At 49.3% G+C, this 24,681-nt stretch carries 25 protein-coding genes and 1 tRNA gene; 14 read left to right on the top strand and 12 right to left on the bottom strand.

The genetic code is table 11. The features are described 5' to 3' along the window. Positions 1-94: 94 nt before the first annotated feature. A complete protein-coding gene (locus H6G50_RS09270) occupies positions 95-697 on the bottom strand; it encodes a tetratricopeptide repeat protein (RefSeq protein ID WP_190715440.1) in 603 nt (200 codons plus the stop codon). A gap of 370 nt (positions 698-1,067) precedes the next feature. On the opposite strand from H6G50_RS09270, the gene H6G50_RS09265 reads away from it, so the two are divergent. The 7 genes from H6G50_RS09265 (at position 1,068) to H6G50_RS09235 (ending at position 8,938) form a co-directional block, all read left to right on the top strand. Further along, positions 1,068-1,532 carry a hypothetical protein gene (locus H6G50_RS09265; RefSeq protein ID WP_190715437.1) on the top strand — a complete coding sequence of 155 codons (465 nt, stop codon included), beginning with the start codon at positions 1,068-1,070 and terminating at the stop codon, positions 1,530-1,532. Positions 1,533-1,535: 3 nt separating this feature from the next. Then, positions 1,536-2,093, top strand: a complete 558-nt coding sequence (locus tag H6G50_RS09260; protein ID WP_190715435.1) for a glutathione S-transferase family protein — start codon at positions 1,536-1,538, stop codon at positions 2,091-2,093. Between the two features lie 247 nt (positions 2,094-2,340). Then, entirely contained in the window at positions 2,341-3,546 is a 1,206-nt protein-coding gene (locus H6G50_RS09255; RefSeq protein ID WP_190715434.1) for an FAD-dependent hydroxylase, read from the top strand. 242 nt (positions 3,547-3,788) lie between these two features. Further along, positions 3,789-4,730, top strand: coding sequence for a glutathione S-transferase family protein (locus tag H6G50_RS09250; protein WP_190715514.1), 942 nt, complete (start codon positions 3,789-3,791; stop codon positions 4,728-4,730). A gap of 73 nt (positions 4,731-4,803) precedes the next feature. After that, on the top strand, positions 4,804-5,361 hold the full coding sequence (locus H6G50_RS09245; protein WP_190715432.1) for a cold shock domain-containing protein: 558 nt from the start codon (positions 4,804-4,806) through the stop codon (positions 5,359-5,361). A gap of 366 nt (positions 5,362-5,727) precedes the next feature. After that, positions 5,728-7,665 (top strand): CHAT domain-containing protein, encoded by a 1,938-nt coding sequence (locus tag H6G50_RS09240; protein WP_190715430.1) that lies wholly within the window; start codon positions 5,728-5,730, stop codon positions 7,663-7,665. Positions 7,666-7,765: 100 nt separating this feature from the next. After that, positions 7,766-8,938 carry a glycosyltransferase family 4 protein gene (locus H6G50_RS09235; RefSeq protein WP_190715428.1) on the top strand — a complete coding sequence of 391 codons (1,173 nt, stop codon included), beginning with the start codon at positions 7,766-7,768 and terminating at the stop codon, positions 8,936-8,938. 207 nt (positions 8,939-9,145) lie between these two features. Here H6G50_RS09235 and H6G50_RS09230 read toward each other — a convergent pair whose 3' ends face one another. The 3 genes from H6G50_RS09230 to H6G50_RS09220 form a co-directional block, all read right to left on the bottom strand. Continuing rightward, positions 9,146-9,598 carry an NUDIX domain-containing protein gene (locus tag H6G50_RS09230; protein ID WP_190715426.1) on the bottom strand — a complete coding sequence of 151 codons (453 nt, stop codon included), beginning with the start codon at positions 9,596-9,598 and terminating at the stop codon, positions 9,146-9,148. A gap of 154 nt (positions 9,599-9,752) precedes the next feature. Then, entirely contained in the window at positions 9,753-11,144 is a 1,392-nt protein-coding gene (gene argH, locus H6G50_RS09225) for an argininosuccinate lyase (RefSeq protein WP_190715425.1), read from the bottom strand. 40 nt (positions 11,145-11,184) lie between these two features. Then, the gene (locus H6G50_RS09220) at positions 11,185-11,418 is read right to left on the bottom strand and encodes a hypothetical protein (protein WP_199302772.1); all 234 of its coding nucleotides are present in this window, start codon (positions 11,416-11,418) and stop codon (positions 11,185-11,187) included. 207 nt (positions 11,419-11,625) lie between these two features. Here H6G50_RS09220 and H6G50_RS09215 point away from each other — a divergent pair, with 207 nt between their 5' ends. Further along, on the top strand, positions 11,626-12,096 hold the full coding sequence (locus H6G50_RS09215) for a TspO/MBR family protein (RefSeq protein ID WP_190715423.1): 471 nt from the start codon (positions 11,626-11,628) through the stop codon (positions 12,094-12,096). A gap of 665 nt (positions 12,097-12,761) precedes the next feature. Here the strand turns inward: H6G50_RS09215 and H6G50_RS09210 are convergent. After that, entirely contained in the window at positions 12,762-13,412 is a 651-nt protein-coding gene (locus H6G50_RS09210) for a class I SAM-dependent methyltransferase (RefSeq protein ID WP_190715510.1), read from the bottom strand. 216 nt (positions 13,413-13,628) lie between these two features. Then, a tRNA-His gene (locus H6G50_RS09205) sits at positions 13,629-13,701 on the bottom strand. Between the two features lie 44 nt (positions 13,702-13,745). Between H6G50_RS09205 and H6G50_RS09200 the strand changes: the two genes are divergently transcribed. Then, the gene (locus tag H6G50_RS09200) at positions 13,746-14,186 is read left to right on the top strand and encodes a DUF4359 domain-containing protein (RefSeq protein ID WP_190715421.1); all 441 of its coding nucleotides are present in this window, start codon (positions 13,746-13,748) and stop codon (positions 14,184-14,186) included. Here H6G50_RS09200 and H6G50_RS09195 read toward each other — a convergent pair. The 3 genes from H6G50_RS09195 to H6G50_RS09185 all read right to left on the bottom strand — a co-directional run bounded on the left by H6G50_RS09195 (position 14,165) and on the right by H6G50_RS09185 (position 17,965). Continuing rightward, complete coding sequence (locus H6G50_RS09195) at positions 14,165-15,886, bottom strand: alpha/beta fold hydrolase (protein ID WP_190715419.1); 1,722 nt, start codon at positions 15,884-15,886, stop codon at positions 14,165-14,167. The two genes, H6G50_RS09200 and H6G50_RS09195, sit on opposite strands and share 22 nt — an antisense overlap. Positions 15,887-15,888: 2 nt before the next feature. Then, a complete protein-coding gene (locus H6G50_RS09190; protein ID WP_190715418.1) occupies positions 15,889-16,947 on the bottom strand; it encodes a mannose-1-phosphate guanylyltransferase in 1,059 nt (352 codons plus the stop codon). 145 nt (positions 16,948-17,092) lie between these two features. Continuing rightward, complete coding sequence (locus tag H6G50_RS09185; RefSeq protein ID WP_190715415.1) at positions 17,093-17,965, bottom strand: hypothetical protein; 873 nt, start codon at positions 17,963-17,965, stop codon at positions 17,093-17,095. A 69-nt stretch (positions 17,966-18,034) separates the two neighbouring features. Here H6G50_RS09185 and rsmD point away from each other — a divergent pair, with 69 nt between their 5' ends. Further along, positions 18,035-18,574, top strand: coding sequence for a 16S rRNA (guanine(966)-N(2))-methyltransferase RsmD (gene rsmD, locus H6G50_RS09180; RefSeq protein WP_190715413.1), 540 nt, complete (start codon positions 18,035-18,037; stop codon positions 18,572-18,574). Between the two features lie 69 nt (positions 18,575-18,643). On the opposite strand, the gene petG is transcribed toward rsmD, so the two are convergent. Continuing rightward, positions 18,644-18,757, bottom strand: a complete 114-nt coding sequence (petG, locus tag H6G50_RS09175; protein WP_190715411.1) for a cytochrome b6-f complex subunit V — start codon at positions 18,755-18,757, stop codon at positions 18,644-18,646. A gap of 258 nt (positions 18,758-19,015) precedes the next feature. Between petG and H6G50_RS09170 the strand changes: the two genes are divergently transcribed. Then, a complete protein-coding gene (locus H6G50_RS09170; RefSeq protein WP_190715409.1) occupies positions 19,016-19,390 on the top strand; it encodes a c-type cytochrome in 375 nt (124 codons plus the stop codon). A 240-nt stretch (positions 19,391-19,630) separates the two neighbouring features. Next, complete coding sequence (locus tag H6G50_RS09165; RefSeq protein ID WP_190715407.1) at positions 19,631-21,088, top strand: serine/threonine-protein kinase; 1,458 nt, start codon at positions 19,631-19,633, stop codon at positions 21,086-21,088. A gap of 7 nt (positions 21,089-21,095) precedes the next feature. Here H6G50_RS09165 and H6G50_RS09160 read toward each other — a convergent pair whose 3' ends face one another. Then, the gene (locus H6G50_RS09160) at positions 21,096-21,521 is read right to left on the bottom strand and encodes a YggT family protein (RefSeq protein ID WP_190715405.1); all 426 of its coding nucleotides are present in this window, start codon (positions 21,519-21,521) and stop codon (positions 21,096-21,098) included. 337 nt (positions 21,522-21,858) lie between these two features. After that, positions 21,859-22,635: a 1-(5-phosphoribosyl)-5-[(5-phosphoribosylamino)methylideneamino]imidazole-4-carboxamide isomerase gene (gene hisA, locus H6G50_RS09155; protein WP_190715403.1), complete on the bottom strand. Its 777-nt coding sequence runs from the start codon at positions 22,633-22,635 to the stop codon at positions 21,859-21,861. A 404-nt stretch (positions 22,636-23,039) separates the two neighbouring features. Between hisA and H6G50_RS09150 the strand changes: the two genes are divergently transcribed. Together H6G50_RS09150 and H6G50_RS09145 are read left to right on the top strand one after the other, a co-directional pair. Next, complete coding sequence (locus H6G50_RS09150) at positions 23,040-23,750, top strand: PHP domain-containing protein (RefSeq protein WP_190715401.1); 711 nt, start codon at positions 23,040-23,042, stop codon at positions 23,748-23,750. A 49-nt stretch (positions 23,751-23,799) separates the two neighbouring features. After that, a complete protein-coding gene (locus H6G50_RS09145; RefSeq protein ID WP_199302771.1) occupies positions 23,800-24,669 on the top strand; it encodes an ABC transporter permease in 870 nt (289 codons plus the stop codon). Positions 24,670-24,681 lie beyond the last annotated feature (12 nt).

Below are 24,681 nucleotides of genomic sequence, written 5' to 3'. Positions count from 1 at the left end.
GAACTTCAGTTGAACGCTTACCGAAATGTAGTTCGTAATTAACTACCCATAACTTACCCTTTATTATTCATTATTCACCATTCATTATTCATTATTAAGCGCTGGCGGGAGCGAGCAACTCTTCTTGCCAAGCTTTAACTCGCCGTTCGTAGCGATGAGAAGAACGGGCTTCGAGAGCGCGCTGGTAGTCGCCTAGGGCGCAATTCCAATCTCCTCTCAACTGATAGGTGCGCCCTCGTTCGGCATAAATTCGTCCTTGCAAGCGCCGTCCCAAAACCAAGGCGATATCGAAATTCTCAAGGGCAAGATCGTAGAGTCCGAGTTCGCGGTAGGTAATCGCTTGATTGACCCAAGCGCGGGCGTTGGTGGGGTTGAAATCGAGGGCAATATCGTAATCGGCGATCGCGCTGGCTAAATCTCCCATCGCAGCATAGCAATTGGCGCGGTTGTTGTAGGCGTTGTCGAGGCGAGGATTGAGGGCGATGGCGCGATCGAAATCGGCGATCGCGCCATCGTGTTGACCATTATAAAAATACATCAGCCCTCGGTTGTTATAATCAATCGCACTGTCGGGATTGTCCTCGATCAAGCAATCGAGCAGCGCAATTGCACCAGGATAATCGCCGCTATTGGAGGCTTCTAAGACTAACGCTCTGAATTCTCGCTCTTGGAGTCGATCTGAAAAATCATCATTCATCGGATTGCCTGCACTTCTACTTACTATGTACCCTACTGACTAAAGGTTCCATCGGGAGGCGAGCTTGTGTCACTCACTGGGGTGTCCCGAGAAAAGAGGCTTTGTAGACTCGCGCTACAGAGAGTAAATACAAGAAATTACTGGGGGATTCCGGATCCTCTGGCTCTATCTACGGTCAGTTTCTGAGATTTATGCAGACCTTGACTGAAATTCTCAGAAATTTGTGCCAATAGCGGCACTGTCCCGCCTTGCTTCTGGCTTTTCTTCAAACTGACGATTTTTGGTAGAATGTACGAGTTTCGAGGATTGCAAGACTTCTGAGCGCTCTTAACCTAACGAAATTTTGGCTATATTTTAAGGCACTATACCCATGACAACTACTCCTTTATTTTCCAATGCTCCTGACTTGCAAGCAGAAGATTACTGCGTTTTCGGACTGGCAACCTGTTTCGTGCGAGAAGAGGGAGAAGTTAGAGAGGTTTACGCGATCGAACCGATTCCTTCGGCTGCCCTAGAAGCGTTGCTCAAAGGGATTCCAACTTCCTATCAATTTGCTTGCGGCAAATCGCTGTGTGATTTTTACGGGGAAGAAGAACTCCATATTCCGGCAGAATTTCCCAACGATGCGCAATTATGCCAGGATTTCACCGATCGCGCGATCGCCGCAACCCGTACCTACAAAAACCACCCGGAAGCCCAAAACCATATCCCTCTCGGCACCCAAAAGGACGACTTTAATTACTCGATCGAGCGCAAGCGCCTTCTCAATGCTGAAAATATCGTGCGTACCGAGGATAATATCAAACAACACCCCTTTACCCATCAAGTTGTATAAACTATGCTTAAACTTTACGGCGGCGCTCGCAGTCGCGCATCCATCGTTCGATGGTATTTAGAAGAATTGGAAGTTCCTTACGAATTCGTCTTGCTCGATATGCAGGAAAAGGAACACCACCAACCCGAATTTCTCGCGATTAATCCCTTCGGCAAAGTTCCCGCCATTACCGACGGCGATTTTAAACTTTGGGAATCGGGCGCAATCTTGCTCTATCTCGCCGAAAAATACGGCAAATTGCCCGATTCTTCTGAAAAGCGCGCCGAACTCGCTCAGTGGATTTTATTCGGGAACTCAACCCTCGCGACAACCTTATTTGTCGAAAGCGCGCGAGAAAGAGAGATGGAGCGATTGCTGGGCTCTATCAATACCGTCCTCTCCGAGCGTTCTTTCCTAATGGATGAGGCATTTTCCGCCGCCGATGTTGCCGTCGGCTCGATGCTCGGTTACGGCAAAATGATGGTGAATGCGGACTATAGCGCCTATCCTGCTGTTAGCGAGTACGTGCAGCGCGTTACGCAACGCCCTGCATTTATTAAGGCAATTGCATCGGCTTCGTAAGTCGCGATCGCTTCTTCGTTCAAGCAAACCCGCGTAATTAACAGCAATCGTCCAACATCGAGCGATGAAAACAGCTAAATCAAAGCGGCTCGAGTTGGCGAATTTTTTTTGGGGAATTGCCAGTCCGAATTTTTCCGACTTAAATCCTGCCCTACCGCAGCCCATGCAGGCCGCCAAAATTTGACCTCTTTACGGCACAATAAAAGTATATGAATATTTCTCTCATTTATTAAAGAAATCGTTAAAGATGTTGCAAGAATTGAAAGAATGTGATATTGCGATCGCGGGCGGCGGGATTGTCGGGGCAACGTTAGCTTGCAGCTTGGCGGATTCGGGGTTGCGCGTGGCGATTATCGAAGCACAAACCTTAGAAGCAGCCGTAGCCCGCAAACAAGCTTACGCACTTTCAATTCTGTCGGGACGCATTTTTAACGGTTTGGGATTGTGGGATAAAATTCTGCCTCAAATCGGTCGATTTCGCGATATTCAACTATCAGATGCCGATTATTCCAAGGTTTTAAAGTTCGAGTTGGAAGAGTTGGGAACGGAGTCGTTGGGATATGTGGGCGAACATGGCGTTATTTTAAAAACGCTGCAAGAGCGGATTGCAGAGTGCAAAAATATTCAATGGTTGTGTCCGGCGCGGCTGGTGGATGTGGAGTATGGCGAATCGGCGGCGACGGTGCGGGTTGAGGTAGAAGGCGAGGAACGGGCGTTGCAGGCGAAGTTGCTGGTGGGGGCGGATGGGGCGCGATCGCGCGTTCGCAGTCTTGCCGGAATTCACACGCGCGGCTGGAAGTATTGGCAGTCTTGCATTGCGTTCACCATCAAGCACGAAGCACCGCGCAACGATATTGCCTTTGAACGCTTCTGTTATTCCGGCCCGATGGGCATTCTCCCGCTACCGGGGAACCGCTGTCAAATCGTTTGGACTGCCCCCCATGCCGAAGCGAAGGCAATTTACGAACTGGAGGAAGCCGAATTTTTGGCGCGGCTGGAAAAGCGGATGAACGGCGTACTCGGACGGTTGCAAATGGCGGGCGATCGCTTCCTGTATCCGGTACAGTTAATGCAGTGCGATCGCTACGTCCAACCTCGCCTCGCCCTCGTCGGAGATGCTGCCCACTGCTGCCATCCCGTCGGCGGACAGGGGTTGAATTTGGGGATTCGGGATGCTGCCGCGATCGCGCAAATCTTGCAAGAAGCACAGCGGGCGGGCGAAGATATCGGCGACTTGCGCGTTCTCAATCGTTACCAACGCTGGCGCAAGCGAGAAAACCTTACTATTCTCGGTTTTACTGACTTTCTCGATCGCACTTTTTCCAATAACTTCCTACCCCTCGTCCTCATTCGTCGCTTGGGAATTCATCTTTTAGAACTGCGTCCGTTTAAAATTTTCGCCTTGAAATTAATGACAGGATTACTCGGAAGAAGACCTGAAATTGCACGGTAATTTACAGGAAAGCGAGCCAGTACACAAGGGCGTAAATTCGCCTACTATCCCAAACTGCTGAAATCATTTAAGCTCCATTAGGGTCGAGATTTTTAAGAATCCCCGCTTCTTTAGGACGGGAAGTGTCAACTCAGACAGCAATTTTTAATTTTTAATTTTTAATTCAGCGAAGCGAACCAGTGGCTAAAAAATCTCTTCCTTCCAAATTTATTGTCAAACTGGGCAAATTTGTCTGGACGACGATGTGGCATCTGATGATGTCTCAACTCGCACCCCGCGATCCTAAAGGGGCATATATCCGCCCGGAAAGCGCCTTTCGCGACGCGATCGCCCCCGATAGTCCCCACCCACCCCAAGCGGGGCGCTACCGCCTCTATGCGGGTTTGGGATGCCCTTGGGCGCACCGAACTTTGGTAACGCGATCGCTGAAAGGGCTGGAAGATGCGATCGCGGTTGTCATCGTTTCGCCTTCTCCCGATGAGGGAATTTGGCTATTCGAGGAGGAAGAAGAAGGTTGCCGCACGCTGCCGGAATTGTATCAATTGGCGCAACCCGGTTATACTGGGCGCTGTACCGTGCCGGTGTTGTGGGATAGCGAAACAAAGCGCATCGTGAATAACGAAAGTGCGGAAATTATCGTTATTTTGAACGCAGCTTTTAACGAATTTGCGAAGAATGCCGAGTTAGATTTATATCCCGAGGATTTGCGCGGCGCGATCGATAGTTGGAACGATAAAATCTATCCTAGCGTGAATAATGGCGTGTATCGTTGCGGTTTCGCCCAAACCCAAGCAGCTTACGAAGAAGCTTGCAACGAATTGTTCGCGATGTTGGATGAAATTGACGCAACGCTGGCCGCGAATCGTTACTTATGCGGCGATCGCGTCACGTTAGCCGACGTGCGCTTATTTACGACTTTGTTTCGCTTCGATATTGTCTATCACGGACTGTTTAAATGCAATCGCCGCCGTATTCAAGACTATCAACATTTAGGGGCTTATTTGCGCGATCTCTATCAACTGCCGGGGGTTGCGGGAACTTGCGATCGCGACAGCATTAAACGCGATTATTACGGTAATTTATTTCCCCTCAATCCCGGTGGAATTATCCCCTTGGGCGGGGATGAAGGCGATTTGTTAGATTCTCACAATCGAGACAAAATAGGCGCGAATGCGAGCAATTGAGTATCAGTAGGTCTAGTTAAAGCAAATATCTGGTGGGAAAATAATCGATGCTGACTCGGTAAAGGGTGAAATAGTGAAACCTATTCAAAATAGAGGAACACTGGTACGTTGGAAAGAAGATCGCGGCTTTGGATTCATTAAGCCCGACAAGAGCGATCGCGAAGTCTTCTTGCATATTAGCGAACTAAGATCGGCAAGCCGCCGCCCCAAAGTCGGAGATATAATTTTCTACGAACAAGTATCTGAACCTAATGGGAAGATACGGGCAGTAAAAGCTTCTATTAAAGGCGTTCCATCTCGTTCTTCAACAGCTACCCGCAAGCCAAAACAGCAGAATGTTATTAAAATTATTCTGGGTGTTGGGATTCTGAGTGCTATTGTCGTTGCTGCTATCCGCTTTAGTCCCGAGCCTCCTCCTTCTCCTTCTATCTCTTCCTCTCCAGTTCCATCTGTAGAACGCTCGGAATGTAATATTAAAGGCAATATTTCAATCCAGACTGGAAATAAGATTTATCATCTACCAGGAATGGAAGATTACGAATCAACAAATATTGATGTCACGAAAGGAGAAAGATGGTTTTGTACGGAGTCGGAAGCACTTGCTAACGGTTGGCGTAAAGCCCCTAGCTAGGATCTGCTGAATAATTTATAATTGACAATTGACAATATTGTTCGGATGTAATGCCAATTTTATAGAACGTTGAGCAGAATAGAACCCTCTCAATTTCAGGTTCGGATAATGGTGCGTTACGCTTCGCTAACGCACCCTACTTTTGATTCTAGGCAGATTCACATTAATTAACGATACGTCCCTAGCTAACTTTGTCTTGACTGCCTTGGCGATGGCTATATAGGGCTTGATGAATAGGCATTATAAACGCATTCGATCGAGGATATATTTTCGCGATCGCAACTTCCGACTTCCCTCAATTGGGTTCGACAATCGCACAATCTTTAGGTTAAAACAGTAGCGACTTTAGTAATCGGTATTGCAACGATGAGCGGACAACAAAGGTACGGGAAAGGAGGGTTGAATATTCGGGGTTGGAAAAGATGGGTAGTTTTAGCCTTCCTTACCTTTGTTCTCGCGATCGCACCTCCGGCTAAACTGTCCGCGCAACCGGATGTAACGCCCTACCAACAAGCTGCGGCGCTGGAGTTGCAAGCATTACAGCAGCGCGATAAAGGCGATTTAGCTGCGGCGGCTGCCGGATTTCGTCAAGTACGGGAACGCTATCAAGCCCTAGGAGAGACGGAACGGGCGGCGGATGCTTTCTTAGAGTTGGCGAAGACGGTGCTGTTAATGAAAGATTATCCAACCGCGATCGCCATGTTCGAGCAGATTGTCGCCGAAGGTGGCAATAATGCCCAAAATTTAACCAATTTGGGGCTAGCCTACTTTGAGACAGCAGAACAAGGAAAAGCGGAAGTCGTATTGCAACGCGCGATCGCGTATTGGGAAAATTTGCGCGCCCTCCCCGATACCGACGACATTGGCAAAGTCACGCTTCTCGAGCAACAAGCCCATACTTACCGCCTCTTGCAAAAAGTCCTCGTCGCGCAAAATAAAACCGATGCAGCCCTAGAAATTGCCGAAGCTTCTCGCGCCCGTTCCCTCGTCGAACAGTTAGCCCGCGCGAGTGGTGCAACCGCACCCCAAATCCCCACCCTCGCAGACATCCAGCGCATCGCCCAACAACAAGACTCTACCCTCGTTGAATACTCGATTGTCGGTAGCGAAGCGCGAGTGGTAGGGATAGAACCGCGAGATGAAACGTATCTTTATATCTGGGTGGTTCGCCCGAGTGGTAGAGTCGCCTTCCGTCAAGTCGATTTAAGAGAAAAGGGCGTTGAATCCGTCCGCGCTTTAGTCGAACAAACTCGCTCGAAAAGCTTAGGCTGGGCGGGGCGCGGACGCAGGGGAAACGATGTTAACTCCCCAACTCCCTTGCAACAATTGCACCAACTCCTGATCGCACCGATCGCGGACTTGTTACCCGCAGATCCGGAAGCGCAGATAACCTTCATTCCCCAAGATGCCCTTTTTCTCGTTCCTTTTGCTGCGCTCCAAGCTCGAAGCGGCGAGTATTTCGTTCAACAGCATACCTTACTCGCTGCACCTTCGATTCAACTGCTATCGCTGATGGGAAAAAATACGGCGGTTAGGGGGAATAAGCTGGCAATTGTTGGCAATCCGACCATGCCTTCAATTCCGATTCTCGATAAATTACAACCGTTACCCCCTTTACCGGGTTCGGAGGAAGAAGCCCGCGCGATCGCGGCCCTGTATGATACATCTGTCCTTACTGGCGATGCAGCCACGAAAGCCAACGTCATCGCCGCCATGCGCGATGCAGATATCATCCACTTTGCCACTCACGGTTTGCTCGATTTTGATGCCGATCTCAATGCGTTCGGCGAAGTTATCGAACCCAATGCGCCTACCGCCCGCGAAGGTGGCGTGTTCGTTACGCCGGGAGGAGTTCTCATCGGCGATAACGTTTTTATCAACGGCGTTCCCGCTAATATTGCCCTCGCCCGAGAAAAAGTGGTGCGCGTTGCGATGCCCGGAATGTTAGCCCTCGCCCCAACCGAAGGGGATAACGGGTTTCTTTCGGCTAAGGATATTATCTCGCTTCCGCTTAAGGCGCATCTGGTGGTACTGAGTGCTTGCGATACGGGGCGCGGGCGGATTACTGGAGAAGGCGTGGTGGGGCTGACGAGGGCATTTATGGCAGCGGGGGCAGAAAGCGTGGTGGTTTCTCTGTGGGCGGTTCCCGACGCGCCGACGGCGGAGTTGATGGTCGCGTTTTATCGCAATTTCAAGGAAAAGGGGAATGCGGCGCGATCGCTGCGACAGGCAATGTTAGCGACAATGCAAAAGCACCCAAAACCCATCGATTGGGCGGCTTTTGTGTTGGTTGGCGTTCCTTAAAGGGCTGTTCTGCTTGCATTTTGCGATCGCTTCTAGGCTTGCCGCTCCCGAGGTGGGAGATTAGCATGGAAGTGTTATTCTGCAAGCGAATTGAAACTCGATGACTTTGAACGCCGAACCCAACACTCGTTCTTCTGACCGGAAAAAAATTGCCGTTTGGTATCCTGGTTTTATGGGAGGAGGTGCGGAAGCGGTTGCCCTGTGGATGTTAGAAGCGTTAAAGGACAAGTATGACTTAACTTTATTTACGATCGCGGCGATTGATCTGGAGCGGATGAATGCGATGTACGGCACGCACTTATCTTCGGAATTGATTAAAGTTGAATACTTGACTCCGGAAAGACTCACTTCCGCAGTGCATTTTGCGATCGCCAATTTTCCAGCCGCTAGAAAATTATCATTTCATCTCCTCATTCGTGCTTTCAAAGCTGTAGCCCGAAACTATGACTTAGCAATCTCTGCTTACAACGCCACCGATCTGGGCTGTCCGGGAATACAGTACATTCATTGGATTAATGTGGTTGAAGGAAATCTGTTATATCAACAACTGTCGAAATTTTCGCTCGATCGCCTGAAAAGCAATACATCCCTCTCTAATTCTTGCTATACTGCCGACCGAGTTAAAAAAGAATATGGCATCGATTCAACTGTTGTTTATCCTCCCGTTCTCCTCGAACCGCGTTCTATTCCCTGGGAAGAAAAGGAAGATGCTTTTATTTGCAGCGGACGTTTAACCTCCGCAAAGGAACCGCATCGCGTTATTGAAATTTTAAGTCAAGTCCGCCAACAAGGATTCGATCTCAAATTATACTTAACGGGCGGCGGCGGCGGCGTTTATGCCTCGAAGTACAAGCGCTTTCTGCAAAAATTTATCGAGGAAAATTCAGATTGGGTCACCGTTTACGAAGACCTCAAATATAAGGATTATATCGAGGTGGTTTCTCGCTGTAAGTATGGCATTCATTATAAGAAAGAACCTTTCGGTATTTCAATCGCGGAAATGCTTAAAGCGGGCGCAATTCCCTTTGTGAGAAGCAAGGGCGGTCAAATCGAAATTGTCGGGACTGAAAATTCAGACTTATTATTTGACGATGCTAAGGATGGTGTTAGCAAAATTGTTAACGTCTTAAAAGATTCGGAAAGGCAGCAACAATTAAGGGCGGCTTTACACGAGCGTAAGTCTATTTTTTCAGCCCAACGTTTTATGACTGAAACTCAACGCGCTGTCGCCGAACATTTAGCGGGAAACTTACTCTCACCTCGTAATTCCTAAAACGCACTCTCAGTATCTCAACGTTGTCAATTGTCCATTATCGAAGGCCACTGACTTAAGGCTGGTGGGCGCTGCCCACCCTACGAAATTATCTGTAGAGACGTTGCAAGTCAACGTCTCTACAGGCGATTTTTCAACTCTTATTTCAGTGCCGTTCGTCCATTATCAATTATCCATTATCCATTATCCATTATTTCCCCTTCTCCATTAAGCGATCGCGATCGCGCCGTTCAGGTAATCTTGTAATTGGCGATCGTGATCGTGACTGAGCGTACCGAGGGGTAAAGTTTCGCGCGAAAAAGCACGAACTTCAGTAATTTCGTCGGTATCTTGTACGCCGAGATTGCCATCGGCGAAAACTTCTACCGCGATGCTAATCGAATGCAACCTCGGATCGCGATCGCCCGCCGAATAAACCCCCACAAAACGCCCCATTTTAACAAAATTCAATCCCGTTTCTTCGGTTAATTCGCGCCGAATTGTCGTTGGTAAATCTTCTCCCCAATCGATTAATCCTCCCGGCAAACCCCATTGTCCGGTATCGCGTCGGCGCACTAATACGATGCTACCGTCGGGCAAAATCGGGATAATCGTTGCGCCCGGAACGGGATGGCGAAAGATAACGCCAAGAACTGTAAAAATAAAACGAAAGTACCGCACTTTATTAATGAATAATGAATGATGAATAATTAGTAATAAATGAATAGCACTTTCATCAGGTTTTTAAAATGTCTTGCAGATTAGAATATTGTGATGGAATAGACATTTATTATTTTGCTGAAATTCAGTGCTATTCAACAACGTTTGCTAATAATTATTCAAGGGTTTGAAGGAGCGTTTTCGCTTCGGCGATCGCGTTGCGAACTTGCTCGAATCCCGTACCGCCATAGCTATTACGCGCGGCGACGACTTGGCGAGGGGCGATCGCGTCGTAAATATCTTCAGCAAAAGCTGGATGAATTTCTTGCCACTCCTGCAAGCTTAAATCCTTCAGCAACTTTCCGGCGGCTAAGCTGGTTTTGACGACTTTCCCGACTAAGTTATACGCCTCGCGGAACGGCACGCCGCGCGCGGCTAAATAGTCGGCAACATCCGTCGCATTGGAGAAGTCTTCGTTCACGGCTTCATTCAAGCGATCGCGCCGAAATTCCATCCCCTCTCGCAACAAAATTGTCATCGCTTCGATACAAACTCTGACGGTTTTAACGGTATCGAAAATCGCTTCTTTATCTTCTTGCAAATCCTTGTTATAAGCCAGGGGCAACCCTTTCATTAACACCAACAATCCTTGCAAATGCCCAAAAACACGCCCGCTTTTGCCGCGCACCAGTTCGGAAACGTCGGGGTTTTTCTTTTGGGGCATAATGCTAGAACCCGTGGCACAGCTATCTTTGAGGCTGACGAAACTAAATTCTTGGGAAGCCCAAAGAATCGTTTCTTCGCTCAGTCGGCTGAGGTGAACCATAATTAAACTGGCAGCGCTGGCGAATTCGATCGCAAAGTCGCGATCGCTCACACCGTCTAAACTATTGGCATAAGCGCTATTAAAGTCCAACTGTTGGGCGCTATAGTGGCGATCGATCGGAAAAGTGGTTCCCGCTAGCGCACCGCATCCCAAAGGCGAAATATTGGTACGCTCGCGTACTTGTCCCAGCCGTTCCCAGTCGCGCTGCGCCATCTGGAAGTAGGCGAGAAGATGGTGTGCTAGACTCACGGGTTGCGCCCGTTGCAGGTGCGTGTAGCCGGGAATTAAGGTTTCGACGTTATCGGCGGCGAGATCGAGGAGAACGGTTTGAAATTCTCGCAATTGCTCGCGAATATCGTCGATTTTATCCCGCAGGTAGAGCCGGATATCGGTTCCAACTTGATCGTTGCGCGATCGCGCTGTATGCAGTTTTTTGCCCGTATCCCCAATCAGTTCTGTCAAACGGCGTTCGACGGCAAAGTGAACGTCCTCCGCATCGACTCCGGGATTAAAGTTTCCTTCCTGATATTCGCAGAGAATTTGCGTCAGTCCCGTCACTAATTGTTCGCCCTCTTCAGCAGAAATAATGCCGGTGCGGGCTAGCATTTTCGCATGAGCGATCGAGCCTGCGATATCGTACTCAATCAATTCGATGTCAAAACCGATACTTGCATTGAAGCGTGCGATCGCGGGATGCAAGCTGCCTTCAAAGCGATCGCTCCAAGTTTTGGGCTGAGTCATCTCTCTATTCCGGCTCGTAATTTCAATGCCGAACAGCTTATCACGGCAGCAAGGATTTAAATCCGTAACCGAGAACAAAACCGATAATCAGCGCCCAAATTTGTCCGGATTTCACGAAATTTTCAAAGGCGGTTTGCATTTGTCCCAGCACGTTCGGATCCTTCACGTCTTGGGCGAGCAAAGTCCAAACTAGCCCTAAACTGTGATGTAAGTGGGCGATCCCGTTGCTGCTGGCTTGTAAAGCATCTATACTGCCGGTAACAATCGTTTCCATAATTTTCCTTCCATTTTCTGAGTTCGAGCTATTCGCCCGCGTTGCCCCTTCATCTTATAGCAGAGTTCCCCTCCCAGGAATAGATTTACTCTCGCCACAAAAAATACATTTCCTAGCGCGCGCCCGATATTCTGTCGCAAGAAAGAAAACGCCAGAGCGAGAAATCGATGACAATAAGAGCAGAAATTGAAATGAGGGCGAGAAATAATGCTGAAATCGTGGATGGTTATCGGGGGTGTTGCATTGGTTGTCGCCTTCATCGGCGGTGCGTTAACGCCAAAAAATCGCTGGTTCAATAGCCTGCGTCGCCCTCGCTGGCTAACGTTTGAGGCTGCAATTCCTTTTATTTGGACGTTTATTTTAATTTGCGGCGTTTGGTCGGCTTACAATGTCTGGGAGGCGGATCCGGGGAGCGATCGCAGTTGGTTCTTGATGGGATTTTACCTGGTCGTCGAACTGGCAATTTTAGCCTATACCTTTGTGATGTTCCGCACTCGCAGCTTGAAAGTTGGAGTTGCGATCGGCATTGTCGGTTCGATTCTCGGAGTTATTTTAGCCTTTTTAGTGCTGCCGATTTCGGGTTGGGGCTTCGTGCTGCTTTTGCCCTACTTAATCTGGAATCCCATCGGTACTTATGTGACTTGGGCGATGATTCCCCTCAATCCCGAAGATGCTTAGGGTAAATAACGACTAACAGAAAGAACTCCAAAAACTACGTTTTCTGTTGATGAATGGAGGCTGATACCCATTGAATATGACGTTGCACAGAATTGACTCTTCTCAATTTTTGGCTAAGATAATGGTGCGTTACGCTTCGCTAACGCACCCTACTATTGAATATGACGTTGCACAGAATTGACTCTTCTCAATTTTTGGCTAAGCTAATGGTGCGTTACGCTTCGCTAACGCACCCTACTTTTCTTTTGCCAAGATTGTAAAACTCGTTAAGGAATTTACGGAAAAACCATGTTGATAGAAACTTTAAAGCTCGATTTAATCCAATGGATTTTAGCCTTAAAAGATGTTGAAGTATAGCCATCGCCAAGGCAGTTAGGACGAATTTGGGTAGGGGCGAATGCCATTCGCCCGGTTTTCTACCGATCGGATTGTCCTCATCGATGTGTCTGTTGCTATATTAATTCAAGTTCAAGCCCTTAAAGAAGTGAATTGCGAGCGAACAGACCCTTATCCATTCAGCGAAACATCCGCTCAAAAAGAAACTTCTAGCAATTCTTATGATTTAGTCCAAGCCATTCAGAAGCGATTCTCGAATATCGAAAACTTTGAGTTACCCAATATTCGGAGAGACTCTTTACGAAAGTCTTCTCTGCTATCCCAGTGAGTTAATTCAACCGCTGGGCAACAACTGCATAAAAGGGATCGGCACTCGCCAAACCCAGCATTTGTAATAGATTTAAGCCAGAATCGCCACGTCGCGCGATCGCTTGCGGTTCGCTAAAACCGGGAACGGTACGGAAGTAACCTTTCACCAATTCGACGCGACTTGCTTCGGTGCCATCCCGCCAAGCCGCGATCGCTTTTTGGTAAAACATTCGATTGGAAAAGCTGATAATTACTGTACCACCCGGTTTGAGAACGCGATGAATTTCGTTGAAAACGGCTTCGGGGTATTGCAAGTATTGGACGGAAACGCAGATGAGAACTGCATCAAAATCGCTGTCTTTTAAGGGTAGTTTGGGATTTTCGTTTAAATCTTGGACGAAGTAGGAATTAAGGCGAGGATTTTTCTGTAATTCTTCTTCGTTCATGCCATGTCCCTCGACATGGGCAAATTCCATTTCTTCGGGCAAATGCGACACCCAACTACTCATCAGATCGAGAATGCGCGAGTTGGGTTGGAGTCCTTCTCGATACAGTTCGGTTAACTGTTGGATAAAATTATCGTCAACGTGGGTGACAAAGCGAGGATAAGCGTAAAAATCGACATCGTTGGTGCTGTCGAGTTTGCTGCGTTGGTCGGGTTTGAGAGGCATGAATTGGGCTGAGATTAATAACAGGAGGATTGCGATCGCGCTATTATATAGCATCCCTGACTTCAAAAGCGGTGAAGCTGAAAACAGTTGGTCAAACCAACAGTAGCTTTTAAGCGGGTTTAGTACCCTCGCTGATGAAGAAAACTGGGAATGATTCAAGCCCTAATTCGGGCGAACTTGCTTCTACCCGAGTTAGACTTAGATTTTAATCTAGCAGGCGAACGACGGGACTTGAACCCGCGAATGGTGGAACCACAATCCACTGCCTTAACCACTTGGCTACGCTCGCCATCTCTTTACGCAGTTACCTATTATAGCCCACCTTGAAAAAAAATGAAAGTCGATCGAGAAGCAAATTTAACGCAGCCGGAACTGGAAAATCCGAGAAACGCAGCTAAAATCGTGCTAGCTGCTAGCGCCCTCGCTTTGGGCGGCTTGGGCTTAGCAATGGTCGTTGCGAATCCCAATCCCAGCGACTATCAAAGCTATGCAGGCGAACATTTGACCCAATATCTCAAGGATAATGCTTGCAAAAAAATTCCCCAAGAAGCAGGAGATTTTGGTCAGAAGTTGTGTCAAACCGTTGGGGGCGTGGCGATTGATACGGCGCGCCCGCAATTGCAAGCTTTAATCGGCAAGCAAACCGAACGGCAAAACTTTGGGTTATTTAGCATTTACACCACCAAACTCGCGATCGCGCCCTTCCCTGCCTACCGTTTTGAAACCGTGGGGATTTTGCAGCAATTTTACACCTACAAGTCCGAGGAGTTGTAGAGCGCGCGTTCCCAACGTTGAAAAAACGGCGATCGCGCCATTAATGCGATCGCGCCGAGGGGTAGCATTACAAACAATCCCAGCGATTTCAACACCCACCCACTCTCAACAAACACCTTCCCTAAAAGCCCATCAGAAGCTCGCCGAACCAGGATGAGGGCAAAAATCACCAACAAACCGGCAATTAACGCGATTTTTGACCCAGAAAGCCGACCGACTCCCGCGAACCGAACCGGACGGCGCAAGCGTTCCACCAGCCAAGTGCCGCTGCGTTCCACCGCGCTTAACGTTGCTCCCGGCGCAAACAATTCTACCGCAACCAGACCCCAAAACAGCCAACTGACCGATAAATAGAGGCTGTAGCGGGGAAAAAAGATTAACCGAACCGCCTGCAAATAGTTGTATAAGGTCAGTAAAGGCCATTGCAGGACAAATTGGGGCAAACGCAACAAATCGGCGGGTTGGCGAGCCAATTCCGGGATGCCGCAGAGCAGAGCGGGCAGCAACCAAGCTGCCATGACCAAACTTCCATATAAACTGCCGATGCTAGCGGCGGCTGCAATTTTTTTCGGTTCGCGCAGCGCATAATTTGCGACCAACTGCAACAGATAGGAAAACAACATCATGCGCGCCGCACCGCTACTCGGCGCTGTTCCCGTCGCCCCCATCAATCCCATCAACGCGATAAGAAAAGCGAGTAAACCCGTTACGAAGCGACGATACCAAAGCCGGAGGTTTTGGGGCGTTTCCGCCACCGATCGCCCAGATCGCACCAGGAATGCGACTCCCGACGCGATCGCGCTTGCCGAGAGAACGACCAGCGCGCACAAATAAGCGGAAACCCGGATTGATACAGTCTTTTGCGGTATTGCAAAAGCACTTTGCACCCAACTCACAACTTGCTGCAAGATCGCGGCATCATAAGGAGCAGTAATATGGTCTGCCGTCGCAGAAACAAAGAGTTTGCGGGCATTTGCTGCCGTAAAATCGCCGCAAAAAGCACGATCCGTTTCACGGATCCCTTCGGGCGCGCGGCAATCTTCCCCCGCTTCTGCTAATTGTTCTCGCAATCCGGAAGCGGGATTGATTTGCTCGTAAATGCCCACACCTAGAAATACATTCGAGGGCGAAGTTGCGGTCATACTTCCGCCCATACTCAACAGCACCGTCGCGCGCAAATCGGGATTGAGACGCGCCAACTGCATCGCCGTCTCCCCGCCCAAAGAATGACCGGCAACGCCGAGACGCTGACGATCGAAGCGTTCTGGATGTTGGCGAACGTAGTGGAGGACGGCACTTGCATCTTCAAGCGTCGTCACTTCCAAATCTTCCACCCGTTGCAAGTTGGGAGGGCGAGGAGAAGATTCGCCGTAGCCGCGAAAATCGAAGGTAATCGCAGCAATTCCGCGCCGGGTTAATTCTACGGCAAGCGGCACCATCGAAGACTTGCTGCTATTGATCCCGTGCAAGAGCAGTAGAGTGGGATAAGGCGGCGCGTGCCGCTTCGCGGATCCCTGCGGGATCGCGGCGTTGGGGGTAAAGATGCGCAGGACGAGAGATTGCCCTTCCCCCGGCGCGAGGACGAGGGATTCCGCATCAGTCGTCAGTCCGGGATTTAAAGCGACGCAAAGCGCGATGACTGCCGATAGAACCAACAGACTGACCAGCCAAAATCGCGATCGCAGCCAACGCCGTAGCACCCTTACAACAACTCCTTCAACTGAGGATCGTCTTGCAATAGCTTAAGCAGCAGTTTAATATCCTGGGTGCGATTTTTGGGGACGACGAGGGTAACATTGCGATCGCGCACGACAACCACATCCTCTAACCCAATCGTCGCAACAATCTCATTGTCATCGCTGGAATGAATAATGCAACCCTGCGTTTCCAAGCCGACATGACGCGCTAACTCAACATTTTTCACATCGCCTTGCAATCGTTCCAACGCATTCCAATCGCCCAAATCGTCCCACCCGAAATCGGCGGGAATCACGCAAGCGAGTTGCGTTTTTTCCATTAACGCATAGTCGATGCTCTTTTTCTCCAATTGCGAATAAGCCTCTTTTCCTTTGGCTTGTAACGGTTCGAGAATCCCCGGCGCGTGGACGGCGAGTTCGCTTAAAACCGTGCTGGCGCGAAACACAAAAATCCCACTATTCCAGCTATAACGTCCGGTATCGATGAATTGGCGCGCGGTGGCTTCGTCGGGTTTTTCGGTAAAACGGTTAACCGAGTAAGCCGCTAAACCGCCAAAATCTCCTTTGGCTTCCCCCTGTTCGATATACCCGTAGCCCGTGGACGGGTAAGCAGGAGAAATTCCGAGGGTAACGATCGCGCTTTCTTTCGCAGCAAGTTCGGCGGCGGCAGTCAGGGTTTTGCAAAAGCCCGCTACATCGCCAATCCAAGGATCGGCGGGGAAAAAACCGACAACGGCTTCTTCGCCGTGACGCTTGGCCACTTCCAGCGTCGCCCAAGCGACGGCAGGGGCGGTATCCCGTCCTTCCGGTTCGATGAGTAAATTGCTTTCGGGCAGTTCCGGTAACTGTTCGCGCGCGCCCTCGGCGATGGGGGCAGAAGTAATCACCCAAAGGTTCTCCCAGCCCCCGGCTAAATCGAGGAGGCGATCGGCGGTAGCTTGTAGGAGGCTTCTGCCGCTACCATCAAGACAGAGAAATTGTTTGGGGCGCGATCGCCGAGAAAGGGGCCAAAAGCGTTCTCCTTTACCACCAGCTAAGATTACGGGAACGAGCGATGTATTCATGCAATCACAGAATAGACTTTCTGGGACGATCCTAACCGCGCGAGCCGCAAACTGTAACCCCGCGCGATCGTCTTAGCTGTAAAATGCTGTAGAGGGGGGACGGGGAGAGATTGAGTCTACCCAGTTTAAATACGCTTTAGCTCATCTAATCGTAAAGGAGCGCCATCTCTTCTGGGATTTGTGTTAAGTCCGTACCGCGCAAAAAATCTCTTAAATTCGTTCCCGTACAAGCAGAATCAATATTAGCCGCACCAATTTTGCCGATAACATCATCAAGATGTACGGTGCGAAAGTCAATACTAAACCGCGTTACTCCCGAAGTATTCGGAACAGTTGAGTGCATTTGCGCTGCCGAAAAAATAATAACCCCTCCCACCGCAGTAACGATTCGTAATTGGGAGTCTAAGTCCATTTCTTCTTCCGGTTTGGGTTGTTTTCGGGTATCTGTTTTTATATGTTGTGCGGCATTTTTTCGACTTTCCTGATTCCATTTCTGGTAATTATAATCTTTCGAGCCATTTTGAATCGCTTGACTCCAATAAGGAGGATGAAAAGCCATAATATTATCTGGCTCTACATCGTAGATCGGAAACCACCAGTTTAATTGACAGGGAGGAGCGGAATACCAGGTATCGCGATGGGGATGAAAAGCATAAGCAATGCCGGAGGAGAGATAACCATCGCTGGTAGCCGTTCTCATTCTAGGGACATCAAAATAGGTTTTGCTTAAGTCGCATCCAAGCTCATTCAGTATTCCTTGAATTAACTGTTTTGATTGTGGGTGGTGGATAAAATAGGGTTTTAGTTTTGCTAAAATAGCGACATATTCTTCGACAGGTAAGCTATATTGTGCTGTTCTCGGATCGAGCGGTGTAAACGCTTCTTCAATGAGTTCTCGGGCAAATTGAACCATCGCGATCGCGCTGGGACAAGGTGAATAGACAAAAAGCTGTCCTTGGTAAAGATGTTGCCGTCTCAAATCGTCGCTAAGGGTAGAATCGAAGAAAATTGTATTCATGCCGATATTTCCTCAACTTTTTAACAATTTTATTGGGTTCTTCGCTGCCTCTGATGCTAAATTAGCGCAATGAGAATTTATGGCAATCGTTTATTGAAAACATTACCCGGACAAGCGACTCGTCCGACTTCGGCTCGAGTGCGCGAAGCGGTTTTTAATATCTGGCAGGGCGATATTGAAGGCTGTCGCTGGTTGGATTTGTGTGCGGGTAATGGTTCGATGGGAGCCGAGGCGCTATGTCGCGGGGCCGATCGCGTGGTGGGCATCGAACAATCGGGACGGGCTATTAGCATAATACGGCAAAATTGGCAAGGCATCATCCGCCCCGGACAATCAATGGGCGTGTTGCGTGGGGATGTCCGTCAAAAGCTCAACGATTTAGCGGGGGAACAGTTCGATCGCATTTATTTCGATCCGCCTTACCGCAGCGATTTGTACGAAGCGGTTCCCTGTGCGATCGCGCGTTTGCAATTGCTCTGCGATACGGGAGAACTCGCCATCGAACACGATCCCAAGCTTTGGAAGGCGGTAGAGATTGCCGGACTCGAACGGGTTCGTCACAAAGTCTACGGAAATACCGCGATCGCTTTTTATCAAATTGCTCAATAACAATTCGCCCCTTTCTCCATTGGAAAAGGGGCAGTGTTGAGAGTCAAAGGCAGCGCGATGCTAACTTGCCTACAGTCTCGGTTCTTCGATGCGCTTGTACTGAAGATAAGCCGCAACGAACAGTCCCGCTAAAGTAATGGGGACAAGACCGGCAACAATGCCCAACAATAAAGGTTCGATCATTTCAGCACTCCTTTAAGGCTCTATCTTAAATTTCTGTTTTCTCATCGTACTGTACAAGCGGCTTGAAATCTTATCCGCTTTAGGATCTATCGGCTTGCACCTTGATTCGTATATCTATAAATCTTAAGCTATGTTTATTAAACGAAATACTTTAAAACCTGCCTTCTTCCCGGTTATCCGTCGGGGCCGATGGGCTGGGGCGCGTCAAGGCGATAGCTCTAGCCAGCTTAACTTAAAGAAACATTTTTCTAATCTCTTGTGGATAACCCATCCGTCCATTCAAAAACCAGCATCCAGCGGTCAATCCTCGCGATCGCTGCCATCTGTGCCGCGATCGCGCTGGGTTACGCAGCCCTCCATTGGTATCGCGCCTCGGATCCGTATATCCACAGCGTTCTAACCTCACAAAGCAATCCCGACCGAGGTCGCGCCATCTTTGAGATCAATTGCGCAGCTTGTCACGGACTAGAGGGTAAGGGGTTAGTCGGACCCAGCCTGCACCATGTTGCCCAGCGCCGATCCGAATTAAGCTTAATCCACCAAGTCATTAGCGGTGAAACTCCTCCGATGCCAATGTTTCAACCGAAGCCGCAAGAAATGGCCGATCTGCTTGAATATTTGCGGCAATTGTAAACGGGAAGCCTGCTGAAGCGCCCCATTACCCACTTTTGAATCTCGAGCGCGAGGGACTACCAGGTTTCCTCGGATTGTCCAACCGCGCTATTGAATTTTAATTTTGAATTTTGAATTTTGAATTGAAATCCCCCCTCCCCTGTCTATCCGGATTGGGGTTACGCTACCATGCAAAAAGATGAATTGCTTGGGAGACCAGCAGCGCGAACTGTAAACTTTGAATTCTGCGAAGCGCTAATTATGCTCACTTCGGACACCCTTCTCAACGATCGCTACTACCTCCAACAGCTATTAAACAGCAGTCCCGCGCGACAAACTTGGTTAGCCCGAGATAACACTACACAAATCCAAGTCATTGTCAAGCTCTTGGCGCTGGGTGGAGCGGTACAGTGGGATGAGTTGAAACTCTTCGAGCGAGAAGCGCAAATTCTACAGCAACTCGACCATCCTCGCGTTCCCAAGTATTACGATTATTTTTCCCTCGACGATCGCAGTCTCTGGTTTGCCCTAGTACAGCAATACATCCCCGGACAATCCCTCAAACAAAAATTAGATTGCGGTCAACCGCTTTCCCTCCAACAAGTACAGCGCACCCTTGAAGATGTTTTAGAAATCTTGCAATACCTGCACCGGCTGCATCCGCCCATTTTGCACCGAGATATCAAACCGAGCAATCTCCTCTGGGGTGAGGACAATCGCGTTTATCTCCTGGACTTTGGGGCGGTGCAAGTGCGTCCGCCCGCAGCCGCAGCAACGTTTACGGTGGTGGGAACTTACGGCTATACGCCCTTAGAACAGTACGGCGGTCAATCGGTTCCCGCCTCGGATTTATACTCTTTAGGGGCGACAGCGATTCATTTACTAACGGGGGTTGCACCGTCGGAATTAGCAAAAGATGACTTTCGCCTTCAATTTCGCGATCGCCTCGCAGCGGGAACAGACGAGCGATTCATCGCTTGGTTGGAGAAACTAACCGAACCTTCCCCGCAAAAGCGCTTCAGTAGCGCCAAAGAAGCCTTAGAGAGCTTGCAGCACAAATCGACAGTAACGCCCAGCGTCGCTCAACCCGCACGCGGGCGACTATCTCGCCTATTAAAAACCTCAGAACAGTTAACGATTGAAATTCCCTCTCGCTTCGAGATTGAATGTATCAAACCCTTCCAACGCTCCTTTGGCAGTCTTTTTAGATCGATGGGAGGAGGGTTGCGATCGAAAGAGAAAGTTCAGAAGGCCCTGGGCTGGGGTATTTTGACCGTCGCGGGGATTTGTACGCTGGTATCCTTCACGGGCTTGGCTTCTGCCCTTGTCGGATTGGTGCTACTCCCCTTTTCTTTGCTGCCTTACCTAGCCCTCCTCTGGCTAATTTTGTCATTACGAGGCAGTACCTATTTTCAGCGAACGCAAGTTTCTTTCAATCGCAATGTCTTTGAAATTCGGCACAATGCCCCTGGAGGTCGCGTAGAACGGGGAGAATTAGCGCAGATTGAAGAAGTTTACCTGACTAAATGGCGCGATCGCACCGGTCAACCCCATCACGGTATTTCGATTGCTACCCAAACAAAACGCAAAATCCTCTTTTTTGCCGCTCAACGCGATCGCCAGTTCCTTTTCGGGCAATATCTCAGCGAATACGAACTCCACTGGTTAGCAGGCGAAATTCAAGACTGGTTAAATGCCATCCGCTTTAGTAAACCTTAGTAAAGTTTTAGCTCCAAAAGACCCGTAATAACTTCGCAAACAGCCAAGCTAACACCGCATAGACCACCAGCGCAACAATAAGATTCACATCAAAAACAGGTCTGCCCGCAGCGCATTCTGGATTGCCAAACAAATTGGAAAAGGGAGCATAAAAAGGACTCGATAACTTATACAAAACCAGAGCAACTTGATTATCGGGATTAGCCCCCAAAAGGCATAAACTGAATCGCAGGATCAAGAGAACTTGAAGCGCTCCCACCAAGAAATAAACGCCGCGAATCATTTTTTCGAGAACGAGAAATTTCTGGGTGTCAGCAATACGGCGTTCTTCTTCTTGAAGCCGCAGCATTTCCTCGCGCTTCTGAATCTCGGCAAGAGATTGAGGATCGAGTTCTCGTTGAATTTCTTGTTCTTGGCGCTCGTCGTCGTGCATAAGCTGTCAACATAATTCGTAATTAATAATTCGCGGTCATTGAGCGCTTCTGCATTTCGGCAAGCTCAACGATCGCAATATCCCTTCAGCAAGCTCGGGACATCGCAGTACAGCACCTGTCGAAATGTAGGTTGTAATTATCACCCTACAACTCAAGTCAGGGGCTTGAATATCGTTGCTAGGCATCGAGCTACTTTTTCCTAATTAAAATTAGTGGCTCTGTGACCTGAAATTACGAATTACGAATTACGAATTAATAATTATCTGGTCACGCCTTTAGGGGAGGGAAACGGTTTTACCCAATTTACCTTATCACAGCGGTTTTTCGACTCTTGCCTTAAGCGAAAGTCGAAAAACTGCTATCGCCCGGTGGTACGTCTTGCCAGCGTCCGGAACCGATCGCGCGAACCGCTTCAACCAGCGACACATCGCCGCTGTAGAGTGCTTTACCGACGATAACGCCGGTCACGCCCGCCGGTTCGAGGGCGAGCAAACTCAATAAATCGGTCAGCGAACCGATGCCGCCGGATGCGATAATGGGAATTTCTACCGCTTTTGCCATCTCGCGTAAGGCTTCTAAGTTCGGCCCCGCCAGAGTACCATCGCGGTGAATATCGGTGTAAATAATCGCTGCCGCGCCAATTTCTGCCATTTGCTGTCCGAGTTCGGTGGCGGCGATGTGGGAGGTTTCCAACCAGCCTCGGGTTGCGACTTGTCCGTCGCGCGCGTCGATTCCAACGACAATTTTTTGGGGGAATTCTCGAGTCAGGGTTTGTACGAGTTCTGGCTTTTCTACGGCAATCGTACCGACGATCGCGCGATCGACTCCCAAATCGAGCAGTTTCGATATTCCTTCTCGATCGCGCAATCCGCCCCCGACTTGCACGGGAATTGAGATAGCGCGGACGATAGAGGCGATCGCATCTGTATTGACGGGATGCCCTTGCTTGGCTCCGTCGAGATCGACTAAATGCAAGCGTGTTGCTCCTTCACTTTCCCAGCGCCGCGCCACCTCGGTGGGATTTTCGCTAAACACCTGCGATTGTTGGTAGTCGCCTTGATAGAGTCGCACGCAGCGACCTTCGAGCAAATCGATGGCAGGGATAACTTCCATAAACGGTTGCGTTCGATACAACTTGAAGATGCAATTCTATCGATCGATTGTAACTGATTGACAGAGCGATCGCGTTTTCCGAACATCAGCCGCGCTAAAGCTAGAAATAAAAAATTTTGATGAAATTCTACAAAGCTGGCTCAAAGGGAATCGATTCGTAAAACGCTGCTAAATACACAACAAACCTTCTGAGTTCGTTTTTGTTACACTAACTTAAAGTCAACGCTTAGCAATCTTCAACGTTCTCAGGGATAGTTCAATATACGGCGCAGAGCGGACAACCCGTCAAATTACGTTTACATCCTCTCTGGGGAAGCATCTTGAATTTTGCATTGTGAATTTTATATTCCGCGAGGGAAAAAACTGCTCGCGATCGCTTAACCCCACCTAACCATCAAAGCATTATGGCAATTTCCACGGTTCGCGCTTTAGCGTCTCCCGATCTCGCTGCCCGAGACAAAGATCGCCTCGTTCGAGTTTGGGAAAATATTAAACCGAATAGCTGTCCCTACACCTACAATTTTCATTTACATACGGTTTGTTCGGACGGTCAACTTAAGCCGGAAGCTGTGATGAAACAAGCCCTACAAGTTGGCTTGCAAGGTTTAGCTATTACCGACCATCATACCGTGCGGGGCTATGAAGCGGCGCAATCTTGGCTCGAAGAAATGCGGATGCGCAAGCCCGAATGTCTGTTCCCTCACCTTTGGGTAGGCGTAGAGATTACGGCGCGGCTGCTTGATACGAATGTGCATATTTTAGGGTATGCTTTCGATCCCGAACATCCCGCGATCGCGCCCTATCTCCAAAGAGTGGAATATAAGGATGGAGAAGAAGCGCGGGCCGAACGCATTATCTGTGCGATTCATCAAGCAGGCGGACTTGCGGTACTCGCGCATCCCGAGCGCTATCGCCAGCCCGCAAAGCTTTTGATTCCAACGGCGGTAGGATTGGGCATCGATGGTGTAGAAACCTATTACGCCTACCGCAAAACCAATCCTTGGCAATCGACTCCCGCGCAAACCGAAACGGTCAAAAAATTGAGCGATCGCTATGGGTTGTACAATACTTGCGGTACGGATAGCCACTGTTCTAATATTTTGTTGCGCCTGTGAAGCATGAGGGACGGAATAATGGGTGTCGGGGGAATAGGGAGCAGGAATTTTGAATTTTGAATCTCCCCTCCGGCAGTTCGGACGCGATAAATTAGCGGTTTTCGGCGCAATTATTTTAGGCGCGATCGCACTAGCTGTTATCATCGGTCCTTGGGTTTATACGACACCCCCCGATCGCATCGACTTCGCGCGATCGATGGCTTCCCCCAGTTGGGCGCATCCCTTCGGCACCAACGACCTCGGACAAGACCAACTGGCGCGAATGCTGGTTGGCGGGCGGATTTCCCTGGCGGTGGGCTTAGCGGCGATGGCTGTGGCAATTTCTTTGGGAACCGCGATCGGGGCAATTTCCGGGTATTATGGCGGCTGGCTCGATACGTTACTGATGCGCGCTACCGATCTCTTCCTCTCGCTGCCGCAATTGCCATTACTCTTATTAATGGTCTATTTATTCCGCGATACCGCTCGCGCGATCGCAGGGCCAGAAACCGGACTCTTTTTCCTCATCGTCCTCATCATCGGCGGACTCAACTGGATGTCCGTCGCCCGTCTCGTGCGCGCTAACTTCCTGCAACTCAAACAAATGGAATTCGTCCAAGCTGCCCGTTCCCTCGGCGCGCATCCGCGACGCATCATTTTGGCGCATATCTTACCCAACACTGCCAGCATTATTATTGTCGCTGCAACTTTAGCCGTCGGCACTGCCATTATTACCGAATCTACACTCAGTTTTTTAGGCTTAGGATTTCCTCCCGATGTCCCGACTTGGGGGCAGATGTTATTTAAAGCCAAAGATTACATGACCCAAGCGCCGCATTTAGTGATTTTTCCGGGTTTGGCGATCTTTTTAACGGTGTTGAGCATTAATTATATCGGCGATGGCCTGCGCGATGCGTTGGATCCGAAAATGAAAAAATAGCGTTCTCTGCAT

The sequence above is a fragment of the Oscillatoria sp. FACHB-1406 genome (assembly GCF_014698145.1).
Taxonomy (GTDB): Bacteria; Cyanobacteriota; Cyanobacteriia; order Cyanobacteriales; family Spirulinaceae; genus FACHB-1406.
This window is presented reverse-complemented; position numbering and strand designations above follow the sequence as displayed.